This is a genomic window from Micromonospora rubida (assembly GCF_009908295.1).
Lineage (GTDB): Bacteria > Actinomycetota > Actinomycetes > Mycobacteriales > Micromonosporaceae > Micromonospora > Micromonospora rubida.
On the sequence record NZ_JAAALO010000016.1, the window covers coordinates 17502 to 33113 of the forward strand.

At 75.1% G+C, this 15612-nt stretch carries 12 protein-coding genes; 1 reads left to right on the forward strand and 11 read right to left on the reverse strand.

The window, feature by feature from the left end; all coding sequences use genetic code 11:
- Positions 1 to 75: 75 nt before the first annotated feature.
- Complete coding sequence (locus GVV04_RS30840) at positions 76 to 1083, reverse strand: site-specific tyrosine recombinase XerD (protein ID WP_161692552.1); 1008 nt, start codon at positions 1081 to 1083, stop codon at positions 76 to 78.
- Positions 1080 to 2195 carry an alanine dehydrogenase gene (gene ald / locus GVV04_RS30845; RefSeq protein ID WP_161692533.1) on the reverse strand — a complete coding sequence of 372 codons (1116 nt, stop codon included), beginning with the start codon at positions 2193 to 2195 and terminating at the stop codon, positions 1080 to 1082. The genes GVV04_RS30840 and ald overlap by 4 nt, the downstream gene beginning before the upstream one ends.
- A 288-nt stretch (positions 2196 to 2483) precedes the next feature.
- Between ald and GVV04_RS30850 the strand changes: the two genes are divergently transcribed.
- Entirely contained in the window at positions 2484 to 2735 is a 252-nt protein-coding gene (locus GVV04_RS30850; protein ID WP_161692534.1) for a TM2 domain-containing protein, read from the forward strand.
- 135 nt (positions 2736 to 2870) lie between these two features.
- On the opposite strand, the gene GVV04_RS30855 is transcribed toward GVV04_RS30850, so the two are convergent.
- From GVV04_RS30855 to recN, 9 genes are all read right to left on the reverse strand, one after another.
- On the reverse strand, positions 2871 to 3476 hold the full coding sequence (locus GVV04_RS30855; RefSeq protein WP_161692535.1) for an NUDIX domain-containing protein: 606 nt from the start codon (positions 3474 to 3476) through the stop codon (positions 2871 to 2873).
- Positions 3473 to 5236, reverse strand: coding sequence for a CTP synthase (locus tag GVV04_RS30860; RefSeq protein WP_161692536.1), 1764 nt, complete (start codon positions 5234 to 5236; stop codon positions 3473 to 3475). The genes GVV04_RS30855 and GVV04_RS30860 overlap by 4 nt, the downstream gene beginning before the upstream one ends.
- 151 nt (positions 5237 to 5387) lie before the next feature.
- Positions 5388 to 7727 carry a hypothetical protein gene (locus tag GVV04_RS30865; protein WP_235967262.1) on the reverse strand — a complete coding sequence of 780 codons (2340 nt, stop codon included), beginning with the start codon at positions 7725 to 7727 and terminating at the stop codon, positions 5388 to 5390.
- Positions 7727 to 8887, reverse strand: a complete 1161-nt coding sequence (locus GVV04_RS30870; RefSeq protein WP_161692537.1) for a glycosyltransferase family 4 protein — start codon at positions 8885 to 8887, stop codon at positions 7727 to 7729. Before GVV04_RS30870 ends, GVV04_RS30865 begins: the two co-directional genes overlap by 1 nt.
- 52 nt (positions 8888 to 8939) lie before the next feature.
- Complete coding sequence (gene murJ, locus GVV04_RS30875) at positions 8940 to 10637, reverse strand: murein biosynthesis integral membrane protein MurJ (RefSeq protein WP_161692538.1); 1698 nt, start codon at positions 10635 to 10637, stop codon at positions 8940 to 8942.
- Between the two features lies 1 nt (position 10638).
- Positions 10639 to 11487, reverse strand: a complete 849-nt coding sequence (locus GVV04_RS30880) for a hypothetical protein (protein WP_201754434.1) — start codon at positions 11485 to 11487, stop codon at positions 10639 to 10641.
- A gap of 85 nt (positions 11488 to 11572) precedes the next feature.
- Complete coding sequence (locus tag GVV04_RS30885; protein ID WP_161692540.1) at positions 11573 to 12508, reverse strand: copper transporter; 936 nt, start codon at positions 12506 to 12508, stop codon at positions 11573 to 11575.
- Between the two features lie 27 nt (positions 12509 to 12535).
- On the reverse strand, positions 12536 to 13714 hold the full coding sequence (gene steA, locus GVV04_RS30890) for a putative cytokinetic ring protein SteA (RefSeq protein ID WP_161692541.1): 1179 nt from the start codon (positions 13712 to 13714) through the stop codon (positions 12536 to 12538).
- A 120-nt stretch (positions 13715 to 13834) separates the two neighbouring features.
- Positions 13835 to 15592 carry a DNA repair protein RecN gene (gene recN, locus GVV04_RS30895; protein ID WP_161692542.1) on the reverse strand — a complete coding sequence of 586 codons (1758 nt, stop codon included), beginning with the start codon at positions 15590 to 15592 and terminating at the stop codon, positions 13835 to 13837.
- Between the last annotated feature and the right edge of the window lie 20 nt (positions 15593 to 15612).

The window sequence follows — 15612 nt, forward strand, 5'->3', positions numbered from 1 at the left end:
TACGGCGTGTCGGCCGGCACCCCGTACCGGTCGGGGCCGCCGGGGCGGGGCCCGGCGGGGTGGGGCGGGAGCGGGTCAGCCCCGGGCGCGGGGGTGGGCGGTGGCGTACACCTCGCGCAGCCGCTCCACGGTGACCAACGTGTACACCTGGGTGGTGGTCACCGAGGCGTGGCCGAGCAGCTCCTGCACCACCCGCACGTCGGCGCCGCCGTCGAGCAGGTGGGTGGCGTACGAGTGGCGCAGGGTGTGCGGGGAGACCGCGCCGGAGCCGGTCACCGGCAGGCCGGCCCGCTCGGCCGCCCGGCGCAGGATGGTCCACGCGCCCTGCCGGGTCAGTGCCGCCCCGCGCGCGTTGACGAAGACCGCCGGGGTGCCCCGGCCGGCGGCGACCAGCCCGGGGCGGGCCCGCACCAGCCAGGCGCGCAGCGCCTCGACGGCGTGCCCGCCGACCGGCACGAGGCGGGTCCGGCCGCCCTTGCCGCGCAGCAGCACCGTCCCCTCGGCGGCGTCCAGGTCGTCCACCGCGGCGCCGACGGCCTCGGAGATGCGCGCCCCGGTGCCGTACAGGAACTCCAGCAGAGCCCGGTCGCGCAGCGCGAGCGCCGAGCCCTCGCCGGTGGCGGCCACCGATCCGGCGGTCTCCAGCAGCCGGACCACCTGGTCGACGGCGAGCGCCCGGGGCAGCCGGCGCGGCGGGGCCGGTGGCCGGACGTCGCGGCTCGGGTCCACGCCGGTCAGCCCCTCGCGCAGCGCGAAGCGGTGCAGGCCGCGCACGGCGCTGGCCGCCCGGGCCGCCGAGGAGACGGCGAGCGGCGGGTGGCCGTCGTCGCCGGCGCGCAGCCGGGCCAGGTGCGCCTCGACCTGGCCGCCGTCCACGGTGGCCAGGTCGGCGACGCCGGCCGCGGCGAGCGTCGTGAGGTAGCGCTCCAGGTCCCGACGGTACGACGACAGCGTGTTCGCGGACAGGCCGCGTTCGACGGTGAGGTGGTCGAGGTAGCCGCGCACGGCGCGACGCAGGGCCGGCGCGGGCTCCTCGCCCGAACCGGCCCCGGCGGTCGTCGCGCTCCGCGCGTCGTCGGTCAGGCCAGCACCTCGTCCAGCGGCAGGGCCGGCACGCCGTGCGCCTCGGCGACCGGGCCGTAGACGACCCGCCCGTCGTGGGTGTTCAGGCCCAGCGCCAGGGCCGGGTCGCGGCGCAGCGCGTCGCGCCAGCCCCGGTTGGCCAACTCCAGCGCGTACGGCAGGGTGACGTTGGTCAGCGCGTAGGTGCTGGTGTGCGGCACCGCGCCGGGCATGTTCGCCACACAGTAGAAGATCGACTCGTGCACCTGGTACGTCGGCTCGGCGTGCGTGGTGGGGCGGGAGTCCTCGAAGCAGCCGCCCTGGTCGATGGCGATGTCGACCAGCACGCTGCCCGGCTTCATCCGGGAGACCAGTTCGTTGGAGATCAGCGTCGGGGCCTTCGCGCCGGGCACCAGCACCGCGCCGATGACCAGGTCCGCGTCGAGCACGGCCCGCTCGATCTCGTACGCGTTGGAGGCGACCGTCTGCAGGTGGCCCCGGTAGATGGCGTCCGCCTGGCGCAGCCGGGCGACGTTCTTGTCCAGCAACAGCACCTCGGCCTGCAGGCCGAGCGCGATCGCGGCGGCGTTCATCCCGGACACGCCGGCGCCGATGACCACGGTCTTCGCCGCGTACACGCCGGAGACGCCGCCCATCAGGATGCCGCGCCCGCCGCCCTGCCGCTGCAGGTGGTGCGCGCCGACCTGCGGGGCGAGCCGACCGGCCACCTCGGACATCGGGGCGAGCAGCGGCAGCGACCGGTCGGGAAGCTCGACGGTCTCGTACGCGATGCCGGTGACCTTCCGGTCGATCAGCGCGTCGGTGCACGCCTTGGACGCGGCCAGGTGCAGGTAGGTGAACAGCACCTGCCCCTCGCGCATCCGGTGGTACTCCTCGGCGATCGGCTCCTTGACCTTGAGCACCAGCTCGGCGGTCTCCCACACCTCGTCGGCGGTGGCCAGGATCTTCGCCCCGGCCGCGGCGAACTCGTCGTCGGTGATGCTGGACCCGGCGCCGGCGCCGGACTCGACGAAGACCTGGTGACCACCGCGGGTGAATTCGTTGACGCCCGCGGGCGTGATCGCCACCCGGTACTCGTGGTTCTTGATCTCGCGGGGAATTCCGACCTTCACGATGCAGACACCTCTCTTCGGGGCGTCCCACCCCGACCGCACGGTGCGCGGCGGCTCCGTTGCCGTCGCGGTCCACCGGTCCCGTCGGCGGCAGTCTAGGCGCGCAGTCCGCCGCGCAGCCCCGACACTGTGACATCCGGACCCCGCTGGTGCTGACGATGTGTCAGGCATCGATGGGGCTGACGGTGGAGGCCGCATCAGCCGTCAGGACAGTATTCGAGTCCCATCGACCCATCGCCGGTGTGCCGATGCGGACAAGACGCTAGTGGATCACTAGGGTGTCGCCCCATGACCACTCCTTATCAGCAGCACCCGCAGGGCGCCTCCGACAAGAGCAAACTCGTCGCGGGCCTCCTCGGCATCTTCCTCGGCACCTTCGGTGCCGGGCGTTTCTACATGGGCGACACCAAGACCGGCGTGATCCAGCTCGTGGTGAGCCTGGTGACCTGCGGCGCCGGCGGCATCTGGGGCCTCATCGACGGCATCCTGATCCTGGTCAACGGCGGCGTCGACGGCCAGGGTCGCCCCCTGCGCGACTGACGTCCGACAGCGACGGAGAGGGGCCGTGCGGTTCGCCGCACGGCCCCTCTCCTCGTCGTACCCGCCGGCCGGGCCCCGGACCCCGGTGAAAAGCCCGTGGTCACGGGCCGCCGGCCGGCCCAGCCGCGCGGTCGCTCAGCGCGGCAGCGGCGCGTCCCGGTGGCGCAGCACCGACCAGCCGGTGTCCCGAGCGCGGGCGGCGGCGAGCAGCCCGGCCACGGCGGAGGCGTTGGTGATCTCCCCGGCCAGCACCATCCGCACCGCCTCGTCCAGGTCGACCCGGACCACCTGGAGGTCGGCCTCCTCCTCGCTGCGCCGGTGGCGCTGCTCGGTGGGCACGTCGGCCAGGTCCCGGGCCAGGAAGACCCGGACCATCTCGTCGGTGAAGCCGGGCGAGCTGTGCAGGTCGACCAGCACGTCGACCGTGCCGGCGGTGAGGTCGGCCTCCTCGGCCAGCTCGCGGGCCGCCGCGGCGGCCAGGTCCTCCCCCGAGACGTCCGTCAGGCCGGCCGGCAGCTCCCACAGGTGCCGGCCGACGGGGTGGCGGTACTGCCGGATCAGCACCACCTGGCCGGCGTCGTCCAGCGCCACGACGGCCACCGCGCCGACGTGCCTCACGTACTCGCGGGCGGAGGTGCCACCGCCGGGCATGGTGACCTCGTCGGTGACCACGGTGAAGATCCGCCCGGCCCAGACCTGCCGCCGTTCGGTCACCTCGTAACGGTGCTCCACGGCGCTCACGACGCCGACGTCGTCTTCTTCTCGGCGGCCGCCCCACCGTTGCGCTCGGCCCGGCGGGCCGCCTCCTCCGCCGCCGGGGCGGCGTCCAGGTTGACCGGGAGCTGGTCGGCCTCGGAGTACGTCACGGCGGCCTTCACGAACGCCGCGAACAGCGGGTGCGGCCGGGTCGGCCGGCTCTTCAGCTCGGGGTGCGCCTGGGTCGCCACGAAGAACGGGTGCAGGGCTCGGTCCAGCTCGATGAACTCGACCAGCCGACCGTCCGGGGACGTGCCGGAGATGGCCAGCCCGGCCTTGGTGAGCTGGTCACGGTAGGCGTTGTTCACCTCGTACCGGTGCCGGTGCCGCTCGCTGACCTCGGTGCTGCCGTACGCCTCGGCGACCAGCGACCCCTCGGCGAGCCGCGCCGGGTACGCCCCGAGCCGCATGGTGCCGCCCAGGTCGCCCCGGCCGGCGACGATGTCCTCCTGGTCGGCCATCGTGGCGATGACCGGGTGCGCGGCCTCCTCGTCGAACTCCAGCGAGTTCGCCCCGTCCAGGCCGGCGAGGTGGCGGGCCACCTCGATGGTCATGCACTGCAGGCCGAGGCACAGGCCGAGCAGGGGCACGCCGTTCTCCCGGGCGTACCGGGCGGTGCCGATCTTGCCCTCGATGCCGCGCACGCCGAAGCCGCCGGGGATGACGATGCCGTCCACGCCGGCCAGGGCCGCCGCCGCGCCGGCCGGGGTGACGCAGTCGTCGCTGGGCACCCAACGCAGCTGCACCCGGGCCCGGTGGCCGAACCCGGCCGCCCGGATCGCCTCGCTGACCGACAGGTACGCGTCGGGCAGGTCGACGTACTTGCCGACCACCGCCACCGTCACCGTGTGGTGCGGCTGGTGCACCCGGTCCAGCAGGTCGTCCCAGCTGGCCCAGTCGACGTCGCGGAAGGACAGGCCGAGCCGGCGCACCACGTACGCGTCGAGGCCCTCCCGGTGCAGCACCTTCGGGATGTCGTAGATGCTCGGCGCGTCCGGGGCGGCGACGACCGCCTCCCGGTCCACGTCGCAGTAGAGCGAGAGCTTCTCCTTGAGCTTGTCCGGGATCTCCCGGTCGCAGCGCAGCACGATCGCGTCCGGCTGGATGCCGATGTTGCGCAGCTGGGCCACCGAGTGCTGGGTCGGTTTGGTCTTCAGCTCCCCCGACGGGGCCAGGTACGGCACCAGGGAGACGTGCAGGTAGAAGCAGTTGTCCCGGCCCAGGTCGTGGCGGACCTGCCGGATCGCCTCAAGGAACGGCAGCGACTCGATGTCGCCGACGGTGCCACCGACCTCGGTGATCACCACATCCGGAGCCTGACCGTCGCCGTCCGGGTCGGCCATGCCGAGGATCCGCGCCTTGATCTCGTTGGTGATGTGCGGAATGACCTGGACGGTGTCGCCCAGGTACTCGCCGCGCCGTTCCTTGGCGATCACCTCGGAGTAGATCTGGCCGGTGGTGACGTTCGCCTTGCCGGACAGGTCCCGGTCCAGGAAGCGCTCGTAGTGCCCGACGTCCAGATCGGTCTCGGCGCCGTCCTCGGTGATGAACACCTCACCGTGCTGGAACGGGTTCATCGTCCCCGGGTCGACGTTGAGGTAGGGGTCGAGCTTCTGCATCACCACGCGCAGCCCGCGCGCGCTCAGCAAACTGCCGAGGCTGGAGGCGGTGAGGCCCTTACCCAGCGAGGAGGCGACTCCCCCGGTGACGAAAATGTGCCTGGTCGTCCGTGCTGAAGGGGCCAAGGCCTGCTCCCGTGTCGTCCGTCGCGGTCGTGCAGACCGCCGTGCCGATCAGCAAAGTGATCACGCGATCCACGGGATTCCACGCTAACACCTCCCCGGGCCGGGCCCGCAGCCCGCACCCGAGGTCCCCCGCCAGTGCAGCGCCGGGAGGTCAGGCCGTAGCGACCTCGGTTGATGCGCGGGCGTCCCGACCCGGCGTGCGTCGGGCCGGGTCCCCGCCACCGGCGTCACCGGCCGAGCCGTCGGCCGGGGCGTCCGCCAAAGCGTCGGCCGGGGCGTCCGCCGGGCGGGCCGGTGCAGGGCCGCCGCCCCGGGCCGGCACCGCGTCCAGGTCGCCCCTGTCCGGGGTGCGCGGCGGCCCGCCGGGGCGGCCGTTGGCCGGGCCGCCGTCGGCTGGCTGGGTCCGGTCGGTGGAGTGGTCGAGCACCCGCAGCGCCGCGAGGGCCGCCATCGGCACCACCAGCGCCCCGGCGGCCCCGGCGACGTCGAGCGCGGAGCCGCTGAGCACCCCACCGATGACGGCGGCAACCGCCGTGCCGGCCATCGCGGCCCGCATCGCCGGGTAGATGCCGAACAGCCGCATCAGCCCGCCCCACGGCTGAAGCAGCGCGAACCAGACCAACAGGGCGCCGACCACGGCCAGCACGGTCAGCGAACTGTTGACCAACGTCTCGAAGTTGGAGCTGCTGGACCGGTGCACGGTCAGCCCGCCGGTGCCGTCGCCGACGGCGGCCAGGAACCGGCCGAGGCTGCCCCGCTCGGTGGCCGGCCGGCGCAGGTCGATCACCGCGTAGCCGATGGTGAGGGCCAGCCCGGCCATGGTGGCCCAGACCAGCCGGCTGACCGTCAGCCAGCCGCCGGTGCTGATCGCCGCGGCCACGCTCACCCCGGCGGTCAGCGCGATCGCGCCGATCGAGTCCGCCCCCAGGTACGGGCTGCCGACCACCACCACGGCGAGCCCGCCGACGGCGACCATCACCATGGGCCGCCACTGGCGGCGGACCCGCTGGGCCAGCCAGCCGGCGCAGAGCAGGGACCCGGCGATGAACACGCCGAGCCCGACGGTGCCCAGGCCGACGAACCGGCCGCCCTGCAGGGCCGAGTAGCCGATCACCCCGTTGAGCTGTAACCGGGCCCCGGTGAGCACGTCGGTGGCGACGACGAGGGTGGCCAGGCCGGCGACCGCGCCGAGTGGGCCGAGCGTCGAGGCGTGCCCGGGGACGAACCGGACGGCGACGGTCCCCCCGACCACCAGCAACGCCGTCACCGTGGCGAACCACCAGCCGGCGTGCTCGCCGCGCCACCAGGGCACGACGTCGGCGAGCAGGGCCGCCGGCACGGCCAGTGCGACGGCGACGAGCAGTAACTCCACGGTCGCCACCACCCGCCGGGGCACCGGCTTCGGGCCGACCGGCCCGGCGTGCCGGCGGGCGCGGCGCAGCAACGGCAGCACCGCGAGGGCGAGCAGCACCTGCGCGCCGACGAGCAGGGCGAAGAACCAGCCGGCGACCCGCCGCTGGGCGGCGGACTCCCGGTCGGCGTCGGCCGGTGCGGTCAGCGCGGTCGAAAGGTCCGCCGGCCGGCCGCCGACGGTGACCGCTGGCCGGCCGAGGAACAGCCGCTCCGGCATCGGCCGGCCGAGGGCGGCGAGGGCGGTCGGCGCCAGGTCGACCAGTTGCAGGTAGCCCTCCCGCCCGGTGGTGGGCGACGTGAGCCAACCCCGCTCCCAGCCGGGGCCGTCGGCGACGGCGACGTGCAGCCGAGACGGCAGGCCGGTGTCGGAGACCCCGGCGACCAGCACCAGGGAGCTCGGGGGCCGGGCGGCGAGCACCCGGGCCAGGTCGGCATCCGCCCGACGGGCCTGCTCGGCCCGGGCCGCCGGGTCCTCGCCGGAGACGGCGCCCAGGTCGACGATGCTCAGCACGCACGAGCCGAGCAGCGGGGCCGGATCGTCGGGCAGCTCCGCGGCGTACCGGTCGACCCGACCGAACGGGCGGGCGGCGGCCACCGCCGCGCCGGGGCCGACCGCGACCGAGCAGCGCACCGACTCGGACAGCGCGCCGGGCACCGCGCCCCAGGACAGGCGCTGCTGGTTGTACCGCACGACGGCCCCCTGGTCGGGCAGGTTCGCGCCGATGCCGTCGGGCTGCTCCACGGTCACCCCGACGGACGGGCAGGCGCCCGTGCCGCGGCCGCCGTTCCAGGCGGCGAAGTTGCCGGCGCCGAGGGTCAGCCAGCCGTCGACGGGGCAGGTGGGCCGGTGCGCGGAGCGCACCGACAGGGAGCCGATGGAGCCTTCCTGCGCCATTCGCCACAGTGTCGGGGTCGTCTGCGGGTCCACGTCGTCCCAGCGCAGGCCCGCCACCCCGGCCAGTACCACGAAATCGGCGGTGCGCCGGGGGGCCTCCCCGGTCGGCCGCGCGGCGAGGGCGGCGACGCCGAGGACCACGACCAGCAGCGTCAGCAGGATCGGCGTGACTCTGCGCAGCATCACCGGCGTCCCGTCGACGGGGCGTCGGGGGTGGCCGGGCCGGCCGCGTCGGAGGCCAGCTCCGCGTAGAGCGCGGCCAGCTCGGCGACGGTGTCCGCCTCGGTGGGCCAGGTCCCGGCCCGCGCCGCGCCGGCCCGGCCCAGGTCGGCCCGGCGGGTCACGTCGTCGAGCAGTCCCCGCACGGCGGCGTCGACCGCGTCCACGTCGCCGGGGGGTACCAGCACGGCCGCGTCGCCGACCAGCCCCGGCAGGCCGCCGACTGCGGTCGCCACCAGGGGCACGCCGGCGTGCAGCGCCTCCTGGGCGAAGAGTTGGCGGGCCTCCCAGTCGCTGGTCACCACGGCCAGGTCGGCCGCGGCCAGCAGGTCGGCCACGTCGGTGCGGTGCCCGAGCAGGGTGACCGGGGCACGGGCGGCGGAGACCCGGGCGGCCAGCGGCAGGTACGCCGGCCCGCTGCCGGCGATCACCACGACCGGCGGCGGGGTCCGGCCGCGCCACCGGGCGGCGGCGTCGATGAGCACGTCGTACCGCTTCTGGGGGTGCAGCCGGCCGACCGAGACGATCAGCGGCTGGTCGGCGGCCACTCCGAACTCGGCGCGGACGGCGGCCCGGCGGCGGCGCGGCGCGGGCAGCGCCGGCGCGGCGACCGGGGCGAGCCGGGCGTCGGCGGCGCCGAGCGCGGCGGCCCGCTCGACCAGGTCGGTCGAGGCGCCGAGCGCGACCCGGGCGCCCCGGGCGACGATCCGCTCGGCGAGCCGGGACAGGCCGCCGCGCAACCCCCGGGCGAGGACCGCGTTGTGCCAGGTGACCACCAGTGGGGCCGCCTGCCGGGCCAGGACGGCGACCAGCCCGGCGCGCAGCCCGTGCGCGTGCAGCACGGCGACGGGCTCGGCGGCCAGCGCGCGGCGCAACGCGGCGATCGCCCGGACGTCGGCGGGGGTGGGGCTGGCCGGGATCTCCACCGGCCGGAACCGGGCGCCCACGCCGGTGAAGTCGAACTGCTCCTCGGTGGCGGCCGGACCGCAGACCAGCACCGGGGTGCCCGCCTCGGTGAACCCCCGGGCGATGGAGCGGACGTGCTGGCCGACGCCGCCGGTGCTGGAGGCGATCAGCAGTGCCACGGTGCCGTTCCGGCGGACGTTCGGCGTCGCGTCCGTCACCGCGACCACCCCCGGGCCGCCATCGCCGTCGGCCCGCCGCACGTCGTCGCGCTCACCCGGACACCGTCTCCTTTCCGTCGCCCCGCTCCGGGGGGACCACGCCCTCCTGCCGAGGCCCAACGGCGCGCCCGGCTCCCCGGCCCGCCCCGCCCAGCCGGCGGCGCACGGCGGCCAGCAGCGGCCGGACGTCCCGCCGGTCGGTCAGGTACACGATGGCGAGGAACACGACGCCGACCACGGCTGCGGACAGCATGCCCTGCACGAGTGCCGTCGGTGCGGTCGGGGTGCCGCCGCCGGCCCCGGCCAGCACCCGGGCGACGCCGGCCCCGGCGAGCGCGCCGAGCGCCCCGCCGAGCAGCCCGGCGGCCCCGGCGCGGGCCCCGCCGGCCAGCGTGGCGGGCCCGGCCGCGCGGCGCACCGCGAGCAGCAGCAGGGCGCCGAGCAGCAGCATCCCGGCCGAGTTGGCCAGGGTCACCGCGAGCACCCGGTCGGCGCGGGGCAGCAGCGCCGCCAGCGGGGCGACGGCCAGCGGTACGGCGAGCCAGCCGACGCTGATCGCGGCGGTGGCCGGGCGGGTGTCGCCCCGGGCGTACAGGGCCCGGGAGAGCACCGCGAACAGCCCGTAGCCGAGCAGCCCCGGGGCGAAGCCAGCGATCCCGGCGGCGACCGGGGCGGGGTCCTCCGGGCGGAAGAACGCGGCGACCGGGGCTGCGGTGCCGGCCAGCGCCGCCGCGCCGAGGCAGCTGAACAGGAACACCCCCCGGGTGGTCGAGGCGAGGGTGGCCCGGTAGGTGGCCTCGTCGCCCGTCGCCGACGCCGCCGCGAGGGTCGGATACGCGGCGACGGCGAGCGGCACGGCCAGCACCGCCCAGGGCAGCAGGTACATCGTCTGGGCCAGGTTGAACACCTGGAGGGAGCCGGTGGGGCCGCCCGAGGTGCTCTTGATGATCACCGCGAGGGCGATCTGCTGGGCGGTGACGGTGACCACACCGGCCACCGCGAGGCCGCCGACCCGGGCCCGGGTGTCGGCGTCGAACGCGTACCCGGGGCGCAGCCGCAGGCCCAACCGGCGCAGCGGGATCAGCAGCGACAGCGACAGCACCACCACGCCGAGGGTGGTGCCGCCGGAGAGGACCAGTTCGCCGCCCCGGCTCACCCCGGCGACCGTGGCCCGGCGCCCCTCGACCGCGCTGAACGCCAGGTACACCGCGATCACGGTGAGGCTGGACAGCAGCGGGGCGATGACCGGCCAGGCGAACCGGCGGTGTGCCTGGAGCACCCCGGCGAGCACGATGCCGATGCCGTAGAGCGGCAGCTGTGGGGCGAAGACCCGCAGCATCCGGGCGCCGGCGGCCAGCTCCGCCGGGCTGCGGCCGGAGCTGAACGCCTCGACGATCGGGCCGGCCAGCAGCGCGACCGCGACGGCCAGCGGCACCAGCAGGGTCACCGTCCAGGTCAGCAGTGCCCCGGTGGTCGCGCCCACCGCCCGCCGGTCCCCCGCCGCGACCGGACCGGCCAGCAGCGGTACGACCAGGCTGGCCAGCGCCCCACCGGCCACGATCTCGAAGATGATGTTCGGCACGGTGTTGGCGACGACGTACATGTCGCCGAGGTCGCTGAAGTCCAGCGTCCAGGTGAACACCAGGGTGCGGCCGAAGCCGGCGAGCCGACTGACCACGGTGAGCACGGCGATCAGCGCGGCCGCTCCGGCCACCCGGCCGGCGCCGGCGAGGGGTGCCGGAGTCTTCACGTCAGTCGGTGCGCCGGCCCAGTGCGTCCAGCTCGCGCAGGCCCGGGGTGGCCTGGATGACCTGGGTGAAGCTGACCTTCTCGCTGGCCGCGGTGAGCACGGCGAGCACGGCGAGCACGCCGGCCCGGCCGAGGGGCCCGGTGCGGGCCGCGAGGGCCACCCCGAGCAGCGCGCCGAGCGCGTTGGCCCCGCCGTCTCCGATCATCACCTGTTCGTCGAGGTCCTCGCTGAGCAGGCCGGCGGCGGCGCCCACCGCACCGGCGGCGATCCCGCCGTGCGGGCCCCGGGCCAGCGGCGCGCCGAGCAGCAGGCCGGACTTCAACGCCCGGCCCGGCCGCAGGTCGAGCAGGTTGAGCAGGTTGGCGGTGCCGGCGATCACCCCGGCGCCGAGCAGCACGTCGACGGTGCGACCGAACGTGCCGTGGCGCTGCCGGCGGGGGTGGGCGGCGACGGCGGGGTCGGCGGCGAGCAGCGCGGCGGCGCCGAGCCCGGCCGCGCCCACTCCGACGATCTTGACGAGGCCGGCGGTGACCCGCCCCTCCCGCAGCGCGGCGAGGTGCCCGGCGAAGCCCTTGGCTGCCTTCTGCTCCGGCCGGGCGCCGACCATGTCGTCGTAGACGCCGACCGCTCCCCCGCCCACTCCGGCCACCAACGCGGCGGCGCCGGCGGCCCCGCTCGGAGCGCCGAGCGCGCCGGCCGCGGCGGCACCGGCGGCGAGCGCCGGGCCGGCGGCCAGGGTGAGGGTGCGGCCCCGGAAGTTGGTGCGTTCCAGGGCCGGGGCGACCGGCGAGGTGCGCAGCTCGCGCAGCGCGTACCGGGCGGCGGCGGCGCCGGCCCCGGCGATCAGCATGCGGCCCAACAGGCTCACTCGGTCACCCCGTTCATGACGCCGCCTGCGTGGCGGGCGGGATCGGACAGCCGGGTACGTCGTTCGCTCACTGGGGCAGTCTAGGCAGCAGCGCGGTGACGTTGTCGCCCACGCCGTACTGGCCGGCCTTCTTCTCGACGACCTGCTGCGCCAGCGCCAGGCTGGTGACCAGCTGCCCCTGCGTGGTGTTGGCGTCGTCGACGGTGGAGATGGTCTGCGACAGGACCGGGTCGTTCCGGACCACCGACACCACGTTCCCGTCGGCCGAGCCGGTGCCGGCCACCACGATCGCGCCGGCCCGGTCGAACTGCTCGGCGACCTTGACCACCGACTCGTCCTTCTTCGCCGAGTCCTTGTCCACGTACGGCTGCCCGCTGACCAGCACCACCGCCTCGGCCGGCCCGGTCACCTTCTCGTCGGTCGTCAGGTAACCGGCCTTGGTGTACGACGCCAGCACCGCCATGCGGTCGGCCTCGGTGACGGGGGTGCCGCCGGGCCGGTCCAGCAGGACGCTGGCCAGCAGGGCGCTGGAGGTCTCCACGCCGTGGCCGTTGCCGGGCAGCCCGGAGGCGGGGGCGCTGGGTCGGGCGGCGGTGACGGCCAACTCCATCAGGTTGCTGTTGTTGTCCGGTTCGATGAACTTGTCCTGGAGGTTGACCCGCCCGGTGACGGTGGCCCCGGCGGTCCGGAGCATCTTCAGCACGCCGTCGGTGTGTTCCCGCCCGCTGGGCAGGGCGAGCAGCAGCACCCGGCGGCCGGTGAGCTTGCCCGGCAGCATGACCTGGGCGATCTCGGCGGCGAACTGCTGCTCCATCTCCAGTTCCTTCTGCATGCTGTTGACCATCTGGCGCCTCTGCTGGTTGTCCTTGCTCAGCTCGTTCACCCGGTCCTTGAGCGAGTCGGCCACCGGGCCGTTGAGGGCGGCCGTGCCGACCACCAGGCCGATGGCCAACGCCAGAAAGACCGCGGTCAGGGACACCACGTGGTAGCGAAAGTTGATCACGCTTGCAGCCTCTTGATCGGTCGGGAGCTAGAAGAGCTGGCCGAGCTGGAACACGAAATTGTTCCACCATTCGCTGACCACGCCCAGGTACGCCTTGCCGACGGTGGAGACCGCCACGGCGGAGGCCATCGCCGCCACCGCCGCGAGCACCAGCAGCAGCAGGGAGGAACCGGAGATGCTCTGCCGGTAGAGCCGGCTGACGCCCTTGGCGTCCACCAGCTTCCCGCCGACCTTGAGCCGGGTGAGGAACGTCGAGGCCATCCCGCCCCGGCCCTTGTCGAGGAACTCGACCAGGGTGGCGTGCGTGCCGACCGCCACCAGCAGCGACGCGCCCTTCTCGTCGGCCAGCAGCATCGCCAGGTCCTCGCTGGTAGCCGCCGCCGGGAAGGTGATCGCCGGGACGCCCAGCCCGTTGACCCGGGGCAGCCCCGGCGCCCGCCCGTCCGGGTACGCGTGCACGATCACCTCGGCGCCGCAGCGCAGCACGTCGTCGGTGACCGAGTCCATGTCCCCGATGATCATGTCGGGGGTGTAGCCCGCCTCGACCAGCGCGTCCGCCCCGCCGTCCACGCCGATCAGCACCGGCTTGAACTCCCGGATGTACGGGCGCAGCACGTCCAGGTCGTCCTTGTAGTCGTAGCCGCGCACCACGATCAGGCAGTGCCGGCCCCGCATCTGGGTCTGGATCTCCGGCACGCCGACGCCGTCGAGGAGCAGGTCGCGCTCCTGCCTGAGGTAGTCCATGGTGTTGGCGGCGAACGCCTCCAACTGCACCGACAGCCCCTCCCGGGCGTCGGCCATCGCCTTGGCCACCGTCTCGGCGTCCTGGAGGGCACCGTGCGCGACCGGCTCGCCGCCGACGTACACGGTGTTGCCCTCGATCCGGACGGTGTCGCCCTCCCGGACCTGCTCGAAGATCCCCTCACCGAGGTCGTCCAGGAGCGGGATGCCGGCCGCGACCAGCACCTCGGGGCCGAGGTTCGGATATCGGCCGGAGACCGACGGCTTGGCGTTGAGCACCGCGGTGACCCCGACAGCGACCAGCGAGTCGGCTGCCACCCGGTCCACGTCGACGTGGTCGATGATCGCTATGTCGCCCGGGCGCAGCCGGCCGACCAGGCGTTTCGTCCGGCGATCGAGGCGCGCGGTGCCAAGGACTGTGTCCGGTTCCGCGCTCCGGTTCCGGCGCAACGTGGGTAGACGCATCGTGACCATCCTGGCATGTGAGGCAGGCTTTTCTGTCGCGACATGCCTGGGCAGGGCCGCCTACCCAGGGAAGCACACCGCAGCGCACACTGGTGTGCCTGCGCTCACAATCGGCCGCGGTCAGGGCCGCCTTTCCCGAGCCGCGACGGCCAACAGCTCCTCCGCGTGGGCGATACCCAGATCCGAGTCCGGCAAACCCGCCAGCATCCGGGCCAGCTCGCGGGCCCGCTCGGTGTCCTCCACCACCCGCACCCCGCTGGTGGTCACCGCGCCCCCGGTGTCCTTCAACACCACCAGGTGCCGGTCGGCGAACGCGGCCACCTGCGGCAGGTGGGTGACCACCAGCACCTGGTGGCTGCGGGCCAGCCGGGCCAGCCGGCGGCCGATCTCCACCGCCGCCTGGCCGCCGACACCGGCGTCGACCTCGTCAAAGACCAGGGTGGGCGGGCCGCCGGAGCCGGCGAAGACCACCTCGATGGCGAGCATCACCCGGGACAGCTCACCGCCGGACGCGCCGCGCTGCAACGGCAGCGACGGTGCGCCCGGATGGGCCAGCAGCCGCAGCTCCACCTCGTCACCGCCGTCCGGACCGACGCCGACCTCGACGCCGTTGACCGGCAGGCTCGGCTCCGACTTCCCCACCGACCGGGGCAGCACCGCCACCTCGATCCGGGCGTGCGGCATGGCCAGCCCGGCCAGCTCGACGGTGACCTGCTCGGCGAACCGGGTCGCCGCCTCCTGTCGGGATGTCGACACCCGCCCGGCCAGCTCGGCCACCTCACCGGCCAGCCGGGACGCCTCCCGGTCCAGCTCGTCGAGGAGCTCGTCGGAGGTGCCCAGGTCGGAAAGCCGGGCGCGGGCCTGTTCCGCCCAGGCGACCACCCCGTCGACGTCGTCGGCGTACTTGCGGGTCAGCCCCCGCAGCGCCGCCCGCCGCTCGTAGATGGTCTGCAACCGCGCCGGGTCGGCGTCCAGCGACGCCAGGTACGCCGACAGCTCGGCGGAAACGTCGGCGACCAGGGTGGCCGCCTCCTCCAGCCGGGCCGCCAGGTCGCCCAGGGCGGCGTCGGTGCCGGCCTGCGCCTCCAGCGTGCGCCGGGCCAGCCCGAGCAGCGCCGTGGCGTCCGGCGTCTCGTCGTTCGGCTCGGTGCCGCCGGCCACGCACTGATGCGCCGTCTGCGCCGCCGTGCGCAGCCCCTCGGCGTGCTCCAGGCGCTGTGCCTCCGCCTTCAGCTCGTTGTCCTCACCCGGCTGCGGGTCGACCCGGCTGATCTCGTCCAGCCCCAGCCGGAGCAGGTCGGCCTCCTGGCTGCGGGCCCGGGCGTTGCGCCGCCGGTCGGCCAGGTCCTCGACCACAGTCCGCCACCGGGTGTACGCCTCGCGCAGCGCGTCGATCAGCTTCTCGTGCTCCGGCCCGGCGAACCGGTCCAGCGAGGCCCGCTGCTCGGCCGGTCGCAGCAGGCGCAGTTGGTCGGACTGGCCGTGCACCGCCACCACCTGCTCGCCGACCTCGCCGAGCATCGCCACCGGCATGCTCCGCCCGCCCAGGTGCGCCCGGGAGCGCCCCTCCACGGTCACCGTCCGGCTCAGCAGCAGCGTGCCGTCGTCGTCGGGCTCGCCGCCGGCGTCGGTGACCCGCGCGTGCACGGCCGCCGCGACCCGGCCGCCGAGGCGCAGCCGCCCCTCGACCACCGCGCGGCCCGGCTGGGCGCGCACCCGGCCGGCGTCGGCCCGGCCGCCGAAGAGCAGGCCGAGGCCGGTCACCACCATGGTCTTGCCGGCACCGGTCTCGCCGGTGATGACGTTCATCCCGGCGGTCAACGGCAGCGTGGTGTCCTCGATGACGCCCAGTCCGGTGATGCGCAGCTCTTCCAACACAGCACCCGACAGTAGACGCG